The sequence below is a fragment of the Mammaliicoccus sp. J-M40 genome (assembly GCF_022386395.1).
GTDB lineage: Bacteria > Bacillota > Bacilli > Staphylococcales > Staphylococcaceae > Mammaliicoccus > Mammaliicoccus lentus.
The window spans coordinates 14,189-28,937 of sequence record NZ_JAJNIQ010000008.1; the positions used below are offsets into that span (position 1 = coordinate 14,189).

Genomic DNA, 14,749 nt, shown 5'->3' on the forward strand with positions numbered 1-14,749 from the left:
AGTATTTCAAATGACTAATTTAATACATGTAGCTAAAAACGGTTCAGATTATGGGTTAGGAACTGAAACATCACCCTTCTTAACTATTGATAAAGCCGCTTCAGTAGCGTTACCAGGAGATTCAGTAATCGTACATGAAGGCATCTATAGAGAACAAATCACTCATATTAATAGTGGCTTAAGCGAAGCTAGAAGAATTACTTTTAAAGCTGCAGATAATGAGAAAGTAGTAATTAAAGGTTCTGAAGAAATAAAAAACTGGGAACATGTAGAACAAAATATATGGAAAGTGGATATTGATAATCAATTTTTCAATCATTTCAATCCATTCGATACCAAACTATTTGGTGATTGGTTAGTTGTTGATAATAATAAAACATTAGGACAAGTTTATATAAACGGGCAAGCATTATTTGAAGTGAATGATTTTGATTCTCTGAAAAATCCACAGCCTATACATGAAACATTAGACCATTGGACTAATAAACAAGTCTCTTTTGATTATACAGATGAATCAGTATATGTATGGCATGCAGATGTTCAAGAAGACCATACTACTATTTATGCTAATTTCCAAGATTATGATCCAAATAATGAAACAATCGAAATTAATGTGAGAGAAAATGTTTTTGCTCCCGTTAAAACACATACAAATTATATAACTATTCAAAATTTCGAAATTGCACATGGTGCAACACAATGGTCACCTCCTACAGCTAAACAAACTGGAATAATTGATACAAATTGGAGCAAAAATTGGATTATAGAAAATAATCTTATTCATGATTCTATGTGTAGTGCAGTAGCAATTGGTAAAGAAATATCAACTGGTGATAACTTTACTACTTATAGAAAAGATAAACCAGGATACCAATACCAAATTGAAACTGTTTTTAAAGCAGTTAATAGTGACTGGAATAAAGAAACGATTGGTTCTCACATCATTAGAAATAATACTATTCATGATTGTGGACAAAACGCAGTTGTCGGTCATTTAGGATGTGCTTTTAGTCATGTATATAGTAACCACATTTATAATATTGGAAATAGAAGAGAATTCTTCGGTCATGAAATTGCAGGCATAAAATTACATGCAGCATTAGATACACAAGTTTATGATAACTACGTTCATAATTGCTCTTTAGGTATGTGGTTTGATTGGCAAACTCAAGGCACAAGAATCAGTAAAAATATTTTCGCCAATAATACAAGAGACCTATTTGTTGAAGTAACTAGTGGACCTTATATTGTAGATAATAATATTTTAACAGCAGACTATGCACTGGATAACCATGCACAAGGTGGCGCATATATTAACAACATTATTAACGGTGAAATCGTACATCGATTAATGTTAGATAGATCAACACCTTACCATGTACCACATAGTACTTTAGTAGCTGGATTTGCACCTGTTTATGGTGGAGATGACCGATTTTATAATAATATATTTGTTGGTAAACCAGGTGTATCTAACATTGGCACGCATATATTTAATGAATACACAACTTCATTAGAAGAATATAAAGACTTAGTATCCAAAGAAGAAGGAGATCACGAAGCCTTCCATAAAATAAAACAACCAGTGTTCATCAACCATAACGCATATTTAAACAATGCCGAACACTTCAATAGAGAAGAAAGCTTCATTGAAGATAATTCATTCAATCCAAAGATTTCAATAACTGAAGATGAAAATGAAGTTTACTTAAATGTAACATTGCCAGATTCATTATTAGAATTCAAAGGAGATGTACACTCTACCACTTCACTACCTAAAGTAAGATTAGTCGACGCAGACTTTGAAAGACCAGATGGAAACGAAGTTGTTATTGATTCAGATTTAATCCATGATACTAGAAACGAATTTGCCGTGTTAGGTCCAATCCAAAATTTAAAACCAGGTGAAAACCGTATATCAATATGGAAAAAAGCTTAATTTAAAATTTCCGTATGTTATGAAAGGTATGTCCTGGGAAATAAAAAAGTGCGTTTTCTACATCAGAGAAAACGCGCTTTTTTTATGTTTTATTAACGAGTTTCACCTTCCTCCTTCGAAGGTAAATAAATCCAACATATGAATAACAGTACAAGTATTATAACTGGTATTAGAAAGCCTATTTGATAAGCTAATACGGCGTTATTTGGTGATACGAAGGTGCTTCTTGTCATCGTAGCAACTACTGTAGCTATAATTGCTGATCCAAAACTTGCTCCAATATTTTCAACAATATTTATTGTGATACCAGCTTGTGGTAATTGTGAGTCTTTAAGTCCAACATACGTGTTTGTAGTAAATGGCAATAGTATACCTCCAACACTTACACCTCTCATAAATAGGATAATACTCATAGTTAGTATAGTCGTTTGACTTGTTACAAATACTAATGGTATTGATGCGAGTAGAGATACTATTAAACAGATCAAAATAACTTTTTTTGCGCCATATTGATCTGTTAATTTTCCTATCATAGGTCTTGCGATTAACATACCTATACCTTGTGGCATTAATGCAGTGGCCGCTTCTATCGTATTAAAATTCTTAAATTGCTGAAAAAATAAAGGCAATATAATCATTGGACCCATGATTGCAATATTTGCTAAGAATAATCCACTACTAGACGTTGCAAAATTTCTATATTTAAATAGATTTGTCGGTAATACTGTTTGATAATTCTTCATTCGATTGTAAATAAGATAGTTGATTATAAACAGTCCGCCTACGACTAACGAAATAATGGTTTCTTTATTTATAAACGTAGTATTTTCAGTTGCTTTAGTAATACCGTATATGATTGTAAAGCTTATTAAAGATAAGTTTGAAATACCAAACCAATCTAATTTTTTCTCTTTGTTAAATGGCATAAATGAAGGTAATTTCTTAATCATAAGCGGAACTATGAGTACTGTAACAAAAATATTAATATAAAATATCCATTTCCATGAAGAGAAATGAATAATAAATCCTCCAATAACTGGTCCAAGTATCGGTCCTAAAATCATAGGTATACTCACGATGGCCATAACACGTCCTAATTTATCGTGACCGGCTGTTTTTACTAGTAGCGTTGACATGAGTGTTGATATAATACCTGCACTAAACCCTTGTAATACTCTAAATAAGATAAATAAAGATATGCTTTCACTCAATCCTGTTAAGACTGATATTACTCCAAATAATGCTACTGAAGAAATATATACTATCTTGCTATTAAATTGATCCATAAGCCAACCTGAAAATGGGACTGCAATTGCCATAGCTAAAATATAGCCCGTAACTCCCCACTGAATCATATTCAATGAAACATCAAAATATTGCGTTAAGTCATCAATTGCTATATTAATCATTGTTGAATCTAACATAGGAGCAATAGCGCCTAAAGCTATAGCCCATGCAGCCAACATAGTACTTTTTGGAATTTTATCTAATTGTTTTGCTGACATTATTATTTACCTCTCTTTTTGTTTCCTAAGAAACATTATATAAACTTATTGTTTCCTATTCAACAAAAATATTTCAATAAAATAGGGATAAGCATCACATATGCCTATCCCAAATATACTTTTTACTTTTCTTTTTTTATTTCTTGATCTAAAAAATCGCTGTATTTTTCAAAAAAGTTATTTAATACTTTAAATTCTTCATCTGATATATTATCGAAAAACGGTTTATCTCTATCAAGAAAAACTTGATGTAATTTTAAATGACGTTGATAAACACGTTCACCTTCTTCAATTAAACGAAAATAGATCTCTTTTTTATTTTCTGATTTTCTATAACTTTCAATAGCATTTTTCTTAATTAACTTTTTAGTTAATTTGCTAATAGCACCACGCGTCATAAACATTTCATCAGATATCTTTTTCACGTTAGGGTCTTGAATGTTTTTAATAGCCTCTATACAATGCACTTCTGACGGTGTGTATCCTTCTAATTCTTTTTCCATTTTTGGCTTATTGAGCCATATTATTCTATCTTGTACACGTCGCATTAGATAATTTAATTCTTTTACTTTATTCATAATATAAACTCCTTATATTATCACCAAAATAAGATTAGTACCGTACGCAATAATCCCTTATTATATAGTTTATCACTTACAATAGGAATTCTTAAATTATTATTCGTGGATGCTCTATGCAATTATTTTATCATGCAGCATAATTATTAGAATTGGTTAAGAAATTAAAGAAACTCTCTAATATTTAGAGAGTTTCTTTAATTTTACACTATTGTTTCAGCTTGTTTAGTTTCTTTTAATAAATTATGACCGTTATCAGCGTCAAAGAAATGACACTTGTTCATATCAAATGCTAGTTCAACTTGTTCTCCTGCACTCAAATCGTTTCTTGCGTCTATTTGAGCAATCAAATTTTCTTGATTCAGTTGGAAATGAATCATAATGTCTGAACCTAACAACTCAGCTACCTCAACTTTTGTTGTGAATCGATTATTCTGATTTGCTTTAATAAAAATAGGTTCATCCCTTATGTCTTCAGGACGCATCCCAATTTTAATATTTTTATTAATGTATCCTAAATCTTTTAATTTTTCTAATTGATTTCCAGTGAATTGAAATAGTTGTTCACCTATTTGCAACCCATCACTCGTTACTTTTGCATTTAGGATGTTCATTGCAGGTGACCCTATAAATTGTGCTACAAATAAATTACTAGGAGAATTATATACTTCTCTAGGTGTTCCAATTTGCATAATATCACCTTCGTTTAGAACTACAATTCTTGAAGCCATAGTTAATGCTTCCGTTTGATCATGAGTCACATAAATTGTAGTTGTATTTAAACGTTCATGTAACTTCATTATTTCCGCTCTCATCTGAACACGTAATTTAGCATCTAAGTTAGATAGTGGCTCATCCATCAAAAATACATTTGCGTCTCTTACAATTGCACGACCAAGTGCTACCCTTTGTCTTTGACCACCAGATAAGGCTTTTGGTTTTCTATCTAGGAATTCTGTTAAACCTAAAATTTCTGAAGCTTCTTTTACGCGAGTATCAATTTCTTTCTTATTTATTTTTCTCAATTTTAAGCCAAATGCAATATTATCATAAACTGTCATATGAGGGTATAATGCATAATTTTGAAATACCATTGCAATATCTCTATTTTTCGGTTCAACATCATTCATGCGTTTACCATCTATCGTAAAATTGCCTTCTGAAATAGTTTCTAACCCAGCAATCATCCTTAACGTGGTAGACTTCCCGCACCCTGAAGGACCAACGAACACAATAAATTCTTTATCTTTAATCGAAATATTAAAATCTTTTACGACTGTTGTATTACCATCATAAGTCTTTTTTACATGTTCTAATTTGATTTCAGACATTATATTTCGCGCTCCTTTCAATTTTTCAATATATTAACCCAAACAAGCCTTTGATATTACTTTATTTAAATTTGTAAACTATTTTTTCAACATTAAATGGTTCACCTTGATAATTCCAACCAACTTTATGCGCTTCGCCTTTAAAGAAAAGAACAAATTGTTTTTCTTTAAACGGACTAATCAAGTAATCATTATTTTTAGACTCTCCTAAACTTACATCATCTTGCTTATTATAATCTTGGTTAGCTATGAATCCGCTACTCTCTATCATCCCAAAATATTCTTTACCTTTAACTATAATATGAAGATCTATGTGTTTTTGATGTTGCTCAAAAGGTTTATTATATTCTGTTTTATACTTAATAAAATTTTTTACGATTTCACCTTGTGGTTCTCCATTTAAATTTCCCTTTATATCCTCAATGATTTCTTTTGGAATTATATTTTTATATAAATGAATGTTTTTTAGTTCATCGATTATCATTATTCACTACCTCTTCTATTTTTACTTTCTTATTTTCTTCTTTGGATTTTGTTAGTGCATCTGCAGTCGCAATGGATGACATTGCTGCTGTTCCATCAACGAGTGGTTTGAACTCTTCTGAAGCTTCCATACCATTTAATAACTCATGTAAATAGTTCATTTCTCTTTGCATAATTCCTTGTAACCACAAAGGTGGTTTTTTTTCAGGATTACCATACATTATGGCCCCGTCATCTTTACTGCCCTTATATATGTTTGTTCTATCTTCATCTTCTTCTTTATTACGATGTAATAAAAATTGCTTATCTTCATTATTTTTTCTTAATACAACTTTCACATCTTGTAAATCTATTAGTATAGCCCCTTCTGTACCTTGAATTTTGACAAAATGATCTGACCATCTAAAAGCAGAACCATATTGAAGCGTTGCATATTTATTTTCTTTAAATTCTAATGTAATTAATAACATATCATCTTCATCACCAAATTTTTCACCATTATGAGCAACATTGCCACCAACCATTGTAGCTTGAACTGCTGGTCCCATAATAAATTGAATGAAATCTAATTCGTGTATATGATGATAGAGGTGTCCCCCTGATATATTTCTTTTCTTTTTCCAGCTGACTTCTTCTTGTCGTTCTTCCCAACCATTACGTTCAGCATGACAGAATAAAACTTCACCTATTTCCCCACGGTTTATAATTTGTTTTACTTCTCTTACACCATCCATAAAGTTCATTACATGTCCTGCCATAAAAAATACGTTATTTTTCTTGGCTTCTTCAATCATCTCATAGCAATCTTTATAATTAAGTGCTATCGGCTTCTCGCAAAATATATGTTTTTTATGCTTGGCAGCTAAAATTGCAGATTCTTTATGATAAGCATTTGGTGATGCTATTATAACCACATCAATGTCTGACCTTCTACAAATTTTTTCCAAATCGATATCGAATTCACAATTTATTTCTTCGGCTAAACTTTTACTATTTTTTTTATCCACATCATAAACAGAAACCACTTTAGCGTTGTCTAATTTTGTTATTATTCTAGCTAGTTCTTTTCCAAAGTATCCTGCACCTATAACACCATAATTAATTTGTTTCATAAAATTTTCCTTTCTATTTAACTGAGCCTTCTGAAAGCCCAGCAGCAATTTTTTTCTGTATAAACATAAAGAATATTATTGATGGTAGGACAATAATTACTGAAGCTGCTAACATTTGTCCCCAATCCAATATTTCTGATCCATTTAAAGAATATAATGCAATTGAAATAGGCATTTTATTTGTACTATTAATAAGTAACAATGCAAACAAGAATTCATTCCATGTATTGATAAAGGTATACACTGCTGTCGCAACTATACCAGGCATAACAATTGGAAGAACTATTTTACTAAAGATCACAAATCTACCAGCCCCATCTATCTTTGCCGCTTCTTCAATTTCAAATGGTACGGTACTAAAAAATCCTATTAACATCCATACTGCATAAGGTATTGAAAAAGATAAATATGTTATTACTAGTCCAGTCCATGTATTCATTAATCCCATTTGCACAATCACGATTGTATAAGGAATTGCTAACAATATAGGAGGAAACATATAAGTCGCAATTAGAATTTTAGTCATTAACTTTCCGAATCTTGGAAAGAACCTCACAATTCCATATGCTCCTAATGCAGAGACGACAATAGTAATTAACGTGGCTGCTAGTGAAACAATTAAACTATTTCTTATGTTTTTAACAAAACCTAAATCAAATAAAACTTGTTTGTAATATTCAATAGTGAAATCCTTAGGTATTAGAGTTAAAGGATTATTCGATAACTCTGTTGATGACTTAAATGAAGATAGTAAAATCCAAAGAAATGGAAAAACAGCAATAATTGTTAAAATAATCATTATTGTATATAGTCCTACGTTAACTAAATGTTTTTTCTTCATAATTATCTATCCTCACTTTCCCATTTATCTAACACTTTGAAATAAAAGAAACTTACTGAAATCAAGAATATTAAAAGTAATATTGTAATAGATGATGCAGTACCTAATTGCATCAAGCCCCAACCAGTTTTATAAGCATATATAGGTAAGGTTGTCGTTGCACCACTTGGGCCTCCACCAGTTATTAAGAATAGTAATTCAAAGTTATTAAAGACCCATATTGTTCTTAATACAATTAATAATCCAATGACACTTCGAATATGTCTTAAAGTAATATTCGTAAATGATTGCCACGCGTTAGCACCATCCATAACAGCAGCTTCGTATTGTTCATTTGGAATTGTTTTTAATGCTGAAAGAATGTTAACCATAAACAACGGAGCGCCAAACCAAATATTTATAAACACGACTGTTCCAAATACAAGTGTGTTGTTAGATAAGAAATCTACATTTGCACTTGTTATTCCAATCGTTGTTAATAAATTTGGTATAACACCTGAAACATCATTTAATAACCATTTCCATGAAAAGCCAATAACAATAGTAGGAAATGCCCAAGGTATGATGAGTAAAACTCTAAATAACCCAGAGAATTTTGGTAGTTTATTGAGCGTTAATGCAGCAATAAATCCAACTACTACTTGTCCCATTATTGACAAGACTGTCCATTTTACTGAAATCCATAATGCTTCATAAAATTCTTTTGAACTTAGTACAAATTTAAAGTTTTCAAATCCAACCATATCGTAATCCGACTTAATCAAGTTCTTAGATGTAAAACTAAAATATATACTTGAAAAAATAGGGTAGATTAGTAACAATACAACAATCAATAATGAAGGTAGAATAAATAACATACCTACTTTATCCATCTTTTTAAAATTTTCTTTTAATTGATACATTTTCTTCACCTACCTATTCATAATTTCAAACTGTCTATTCAACTTTTCCTCAGCTTTCTTTGCGGCATCTTCAGTACTAATATCCGTAGTAACGATTTCTTGGAACATTTCCTCAATAATATTTTGAGTAGTTAGTATACTTGCCTCTATATTCGGTCCATCTTCCATACCAATCGCTGTTCCTTGTGAAATTTGTTTTTCTATCATGTCAATTTCTGGTTTGAATCGTTTTATAGTTGGGTTTTCTTGATATTTCGGCTTATCAGAAATACCTTTTAGTACAGGTAACATACCTCCAGGTGTTGAAAGTAAGAAATCTACATAATCATCTTCACTATATAGTTCTTTTAAAAACGCCCTCGAGATATCTTTATGTTTACTCTGTTTCCATAAAACTATTGGTACATTTGTAGTTTCAATACCTTTGTCCTTATCAGAAGCCTTTTCTTTTGGTATTGGTGCAGCGCTTATTTTATTTAGTAAATCTCGTGAATTAGTTTCAACTCCTGATATTTGGAACCCACTATTAAAATCAAACGCTGTTTTCCCTTGATAGAATAAATTAGCTTGGTCAAGCACTTTAAAATTAAGAGATCCCTTAGGAGAGTTTTTATGATATCTATCAATCCAATAATTAATGCCATCTATTGCTACTTCATTTGTTAAGTCTGCTTTTCCATTTTCAACTAATTTTTCATGATGGGATCTAACATAAAAATTTAAAAATCTACTAGCCATCATGTCTCCTGTACCCATAGGAACAGAAACGCCAAATGTTCCTTTTTTCGAAACCTTATCTGTTACCCTTTTAAAGTCATCCCATGTTTCAGGTACTTCTTCATTTACTTCATTAAGTAAATCTTTTCTATACCACATAACTTGCGCATGTGAATATAAAGGTAAGGAGTAATGCTTTCCATCTTTTTCTCCTTCTTTCAATGGTCCATGATAAAATTTGTCTTCACCAATATCACTAACTACACTATCAACATCTGATAAGACATCTGCATCTATCATGAGTGAAACGTCATTTGGCATAGCTGTAGAAATGTCTGGTACTTGCCCCGCTTGGACCCCTGTTGTCCATTTTGTATGAAATTCTGGCCACGCAAAAGTTTCAATTTTTATATTCACCTTTGGATGTTTTTTCATAAAAGCTTTAGCTTTTTTCTCTATATATTCTTTCCTAGGTCCTTGTGTAAATGAATGCCAAAAAGTGATTTCACCCTCTAATTCATTTGATGTTTTATTAGAAGTCTCAGAATCATCTTTTTGACCACAAGAAGTTAAAATAAGTATAGAAGCTAGTAATAAATAAATAATTTTACTTTTCATGGACTCCCCCCTATGTAGTAAGCGCTTACAAAATAGTATATATAATTATCGATATGAAAAATAGCACATAAAACAACGAAAACTAGCATAAACCAATTATTATGCTAGTTTCTATAGTTTCTATACGCCCTTGGTGATAACCCATAGACATATTTAAATTGTCTAGTAAAATAATTTGCGTCTTCATAACCTACTTGAAGAGCAATTTCATTTATTTTCAAATTCGTATGTAATAACAATTCAGCTGCTGATGTCATCTTGTATTCATAAATATAAGTTCTAGGAGATTTACCTGTAAAACTTTTAAATAATAACCTAAACTGAGATTCACTCAAATCAACCATACTTGCTAATGTAGCAATATGATGTGCAGTACTTAAATTATTTTTTATATATTCTATAGTTTGAATAATTCTTCTATCATTATTATGGTTAGTTTCTAATTGAGGAACTACCTTTTGAGTTATAACTGTATCTTTCAAATGTGATTTTATTGTTCCAATTAAATAATATAATTGTCCTAAAAGCTTATAATTCTGCCCTACTTCATCTCTAATAAATAAATCATTCATGTTTACAAATAAATTACCACAAAGTTTTCTTATAGTGGCGTCATCAAAACGAATATGATTAGGAAGATCAATCATTAATAATTTTTGTAGTTCTCCATATTTATGTATATCTGCTCTAAATCTTAAACTAATAAATTCTATATTTGAGTCCATAGCCTCACTTACTAAAGTAGCATTTTGAGGTATACATAGAATATCGCCTTCTTGCACTCGATAGTTTTCACCATTTATCGTAAATTCACCAGAACCTTTAATAATATAACGAATGATTGAAAATAATACGCCACCATCATAATCGCTCCAACCTTGTAAAAACCTATATTTATTTATATATAAAAACTGTAGTGTGTATAAGTTTTCCAAAATCATCCCCCCAAATTAATATATTTTGTTATAAATAATCCAACTAAATATATCCTATTAACATATAAATAAAATCTCATTTAAGCTAATTTTACCATTTTTATTAAGTTAGCTTACTGTGCAAAGCAAAAGAAAAATGAAGTGCCTATTAGCCTTGCACAACCATACAAAAAACTACTAGTCTCAAATAAACTAGTAGCTTTAATTAACAACTTGATTATTTAATAAACAAACTTAAAATCATTACAACAGCAAATCCTACGAAACCTACAATTGTTTCCATAACTGTCCATGTTTTAAGGGTTTGTTTTTCTGTCATTCCGAAGAATCTATTTACTAACCAGAACCCTGAGTCATTCACATGTGAAACGGCTGTAGATCCTGCTGCGATAGAAATTGTAATTAATCCTAATACTGGTTGTGACACTGACATATCGGCTATGATAGGTGATACTAATCCTGCTCCTGTAACCATTGCGACTGTTGCTGAACCTTGTGCTACACGAACAAATAACGCTATTAGAAATGCGACCATTACGATTGGTAAGTTAGATTGTGCCATAAACTCACCCATCACCTTACCTACGCCACTGTCTATTAACGTTTGTTTGAACACTCCACCTGCACCAGTAATTAAAATGATAATACCGGCTGGTTCTAAAGCTTTAGTTGCAATCTCCTGAATATCGCTTTTAGTGTAACCTCTTCTAGTTCCTAATAACCAAAATGTTAAAAGTACTGTAATAATTAAAGCGATAAATGGATGTCCAATAAACGTTAGAATATCCTTAGCAAGACCGTCCGGTAAGACTACCCCCGACACAGTGTTAATGAGTATTAGTATTAGCGGAATTAAGATTAGACTTACTACTAAAGCAAAGCTAGGTAAGTCTTTTTCTGATTTTATATCTTTTACTTCTCCATGTAATTTAGCGATGTCTGGCATATCTAAGTGTACTTTTTTACTTATAAATGTTCCAAAAATAGGACCCGCTAAAATCATAGCAGGAATACCGGCTATAATACCAAATAGAATAACCCACCCCAAATCTACTCCTAGCATTTTTGCTACCGTTATAGGACCAGGCGTTGGAGGTACGAATGCATGTGTAACTGCCAACCCAGCTAATAAAGGGATACCATAGAATAAAATTGGCTTTTTAGCTTTCTGGGCTAAACTATAAACGATAGGAATTAATATCACTAATGCCACATCTAAAAATACCGGAATGGAAACAATGAAACCTGTTATACCTAGTGCCCATTGTGCTTTATTTTCTCCAAATTTATTAACCATCGTCAAAGCTAACCTTTCTGCACCACCAGAGACTTTTAATACTTCTCCGAACATAGCGCCGAGGCCAACTACTACAGCTATAAAGCCTAATGTTCCTCCCATTCCTTCTTCAACAGTTTCTACAATTTTGTTCAAGTTCATACCTGAAGCTAGTCCAATAAGAATACTAGAAATTAAAAGAGCAACAAACGCCTGCATTTTTGAGACCATTACTAAATATAGTAATAATCCTATACCTAGTATTGTGATTAATATCAACCATAAATCACCATTCATTTTACCCCTCCTCATTTATGCTATCTCTTTTTATAAATGATTCTCCCATCTTTTATTGTTTATTTTTATATAGAAATAAGCTAGTCCCATATACTTAATATGGAACTAGCTTAAAATAAAAATTTAATAATTTTTAGCTTGTTCAACTGTATATAATCCATTTACTTTGCTTAAATTTTATTCAACTTCACCTGTTGATGGGTTAATTTGTTTAATTGATTGTTTTCTTAGCTGATCTTTTTCTTCGTCGCTAATATCATAGTTGTTGTTATACAATGTTGCTTCAAAGCTTCCATACATAGGATTTGGGAATATAATGTATTTCTTACCGAAATCATCTTTATGTTCTTGAATGAATTTTTCACGTTCTTTAGCAGTTGGTTTTTCAGGGTCACCGAAGTCTAAAATGTTATCTCCAAATAACATCACAAGTTTATGATCTTTTTCCACTTGTTTTCTACGTGGTTCTTTACTCTTATCATCTTTGCCTTTTAACATGATATGATCATCAGTTGCTTGTGGAATACCTTGTTCTTTTAAGTTTCTTTTAGTTGCTTCGAAGTCTTTATCTTCATCTCTGTCAGTTATGTAGTAAATGTCTACACCTTTTTTATCTGCATATTCTAAGAAAGATTTAGCACCGTATACTGGTTTTGCTTTTGCTGCTTCTATCCATTCATGCCAACCTTCTGGATGCTCTTTGTTGTTTAATGTCGCATATCCTTGATAAGGCGAATTATCTAAAACTGTTTCATCTAAATCAAGTGCGATAGCAAGTTTTTCTTTCCCATCATTCTTCTTAATTTCTTTATCCAGTTGCACTTTAGCACTATTGTACCCCTGTAAATATAGAGCTTTAGCTTCTACTGAATTTTGATACCATGAAACAGCCATGATATTCTCAGAACCAAGATCGGTTTGTTGCTGCTGTTTCTCCTGTTCCATCGTTGGTGCACCTGATCCGCTTGCATTCGCTACAGGTGAGTATGTAGAGAGTGGTGCTGAAACTGTGAAAGCTCCCGTTAATAAAGCCGTTACAACATATTTCGAAAACTTATTCATGTGCTCACTCCTTTAAAATTTAATTTCCAATACAATTTAAATGATATAACAAATTAAACGAAATGTGAATAGTTACAATATTGTGAATTATATAATTTTCAGGTATTTAACATGAATAATTATTTAATTTTTTAAAGAACTTAAATATAAAGAAGTTTTTTTACACTGAAACCTTTATACTGTATTTAATATCTTTGATTGGGGGTTATGTTGTGAAGCGCACGAATTTACAAACATATATCATGACAATGTGTGGCGCGGGTTTATGGGGAACTATTGGCTTATTTGTTAATCCTTTATACAAAGAAGGGTTTACTGCATGGGAAGTCGTGGCTATTCGAGGTGTATTCACATTTGTGTTTTTGTTTATTTTTATGTTGATACGATATCCTCATCTCTTAAAAACAAATTTAAAAGATCATATTAACTTTGCATGTGCAGGTATTTTAAGTACAGCGTTGTTTAATTATTTTTACTTTGAAGTTTTTTCTCAATCAACACTTTCTTTAGCGGTCACACTTTTATATACAGGGCCAATTTTTGTCACGATTTTAAGTAGAATATTTTTCAAAGAAGCATTTACTATTAAAAAGATATTAGCATTAATCATAGCTGTCTTTGGTTGTAGCTTCGTTGTTGGATTTTTACCAAGTGGTGATATAGAAGTTTCTATAAGTGTACTCATACTTGGACTGTTATCAGGGTTTTGTTTCGCACTGTACACTATTTTCAGCAAACCTATCACACGTAAATATTCAGCATTAACAATCACAACTTATAATTTCTTATATACTGCTATTTTCATGCTTATCTTTAGTGATATCACAACAAAAGCCAATCAATTTACTAAAATAGAAGTACTAACTCCGTCAATAGCATTGTCACTAATCGCTACTGTTCTAGCATACCTATTATATACATCTGGTCTAAAAAACCTAGAAGCAAGCACAGCCTCCATTTTATCAACGATGGAACCAATTATTGCTATACTATCTGGCGTAATTTTCTTAGGTGATGTATTAAATATATGGCAAATTATAGGTATATTATTAGTTATCACTTCAGCAGCAATCATAGGTAATTTAAACTTAAAAATAAGACGAAAAAACTCAAAAAAGAAAGTAATATGAAATAAGGGCTAAGACAAAAATAA

At 31.3% G+C, this 14,749-nt stretch carries 13 protein-coding genes; 2 read left to right on the top strand and 11 right to left on the bottom strand.

Annotated elements, in window-relative coordinates:
• The first annotated feature begins 10 nt into the window (after positions 1-10).
• Positions 11-1,939 carry a right-handed parallel beta-helix repeat-containing protein gene (locus tag LQ688_RS09770; RefSeq protein ID WP_017000403.1) on the top strand — a complete coding sequence of 643 codons (1,929 nt, stop codon included), beginning with the start codon at positions 11-13 and terminating at the stop codon, positions 1,937-1,939.
• Positions 1,940-2,031: 92 nt separating this feature from the next.
• Here the strand turns inward: LQ688_RS09770 and LQ688_RS09775 are convergent, their stop codons facing one another.
• The 11 genes from LQ688_RS09775 to LQ688_RS09825 all read right to left on the bottom strand — a co-directional run bounded on the left by LQ688_RS09775 (position 2,032) and on the right by LQ688_RS09825 (position 13,596).
• On the bottom strand, positions 2,032-3,444 hold the full coding sequence (locus tag LQ688_RS09775; protein WP_064204716.1) for a DHA2 family efflux MFS transporter permease subunit: 1,413 nt from the start codon (positions 3,442-3,444) through the stop codon (positions 2,032-2,034).
• A gap of 122 nt (positions 3,445-3,566) precedes the next feature.
• The gene (locus LQ688_RS09780) at positions 3,567-4,022 is read right to left on the bottom strand and encodes a MarR family winged helix-turn-helix transcriptional regulator (protein ID WP_017000405.1); all 456 of its coding nucleotides are present in this window, start codon (positions 4,020-4,022) and stop codon (positions 3,567-3,569) included.
• A 203-nt stretch (positions 4,023-4,225) separates the two neighbouring features.
• Complete coding sequence (locus LQ688_RS09785) at positions 4,226-5,353, bottom strand: ABC transporter ATP-binding protein (RefSeq protein WP_064204715.1); 1,128 nt, start codon at positions 5,351-5,353, stop codon at positions 4,226-4,228.
• Positions 5,354-5,414: 61 nt separating this feature from the next.
• Positions 5,415-5,837, bottom strand: coding sequence for a YhcH/YjgK/YiaL family protein (locus LQ688_RS09790; protein WP_017000407.1), 423 nt, complete (start codon positions 5,835-5,837; stop codon positions 5,415-5,417).
• Positions 5,824-6,948, bottom strand: coding sequence for a Gfo/Idh/MocA family protein (locus LQ688_RS09795; protein ID WP_017000408.1), 1,125 nt, complete (start codon positions 6,946-6,948; stop codon positions 5,824-5,826). The genes LQ688_RS09790 and LQ688_RS09795 overlap by 14 nt, the downstream gene beginning before the upstream one ends.
• A 13-nt stretch (positions 6,949-6,961) precedes the next feature.
• Positions 6,962-7,789, bottom strand: coding sequence for a carbohydrate ABC transporter permease (locus LQ688_RS09800; RefSeq protein ID WP_017000409.1), 828 nt, complete (start codon positions 7,787-7,789; stop codon positions 6,962-6,964).
• 2 nt (positions 7,790-7,791) lie between these two features.
• Positions 7,792-8,691: a carbohydrate ABC transporter permease gene (locus LQ688_RS09805; RefSeq protein WP_064204713.1), complete on the bottom strand. Its 900-nt coding sequence runs from the start codon at positions 8,689-8,691 to the stop codon at positions 7,792-7,794.
• 9 nt (positions 8,692-8,700) lie between these two features.
• Positions 8,701-10,026, bottom strand: coding sequence for an ABC transporter substrate-binding protein (locus tag LQ688_RS09810; protein WP_017000410.1), 1,326 nt, complete (start codon positions 10,024-10,026; stop codon positions 8,701-8,703).
• Between the two features lie 104 nt (positions 10,027-10,130).
• Entirely contained in the window at positions 10,131-10,961 is an 831-nt protein-coding gene (locus tag LQ688_RS09815) for an AraC family transcriptional regulator (protein WP_017000411.1), read from the bottom strand.
• Between the two features lie 217 nt (positions 10,962-11,178).
• Positions 11,179-12,534: a GntT/GntP/DsdX family permease gene (locus LQ688_RS09820; RefSeq protein ID WP_017000412.1), complete on the bottom strand. Its 1,356-nt coding sequence runs from the start codon at positions 12,532-12,534 to the stop codon at positions 11,179-11,181.
• Between the two features lie 177 nt (positions 12,535-12,711).
• The gene (locus LQ688_RS09825) at positions 12,712-13,596 is read right to left on the bottom strand and encodes a 5'-nucleotidase, lipoprotein e(P4) family (RefSeq protein WP_182093621.1); all 885 of its coding nucleotides are present in this window, start codon (positions 13,594-13,596) and stop codon (positions 12,712-12,714) included.
• Positions 13,597-13,808: 212 nt separating this feature from the next.
• Here LQ688_RS09825 and LQ688_RS09830 point away from each other — a divergent pair, with 212 nt between their 5' ends.
• Positions 13,809-14,726, top strand: coding sequence for a DMT family transporter (locus tag LQ688_RS09830; protein WP_082894593.1), 918 nt, complete (start codon positions 13,809-13,811; stop codon positions 14,724-14,726).
• Positions 14,727-14,749 lie beyond the last annotated feature (23 nt).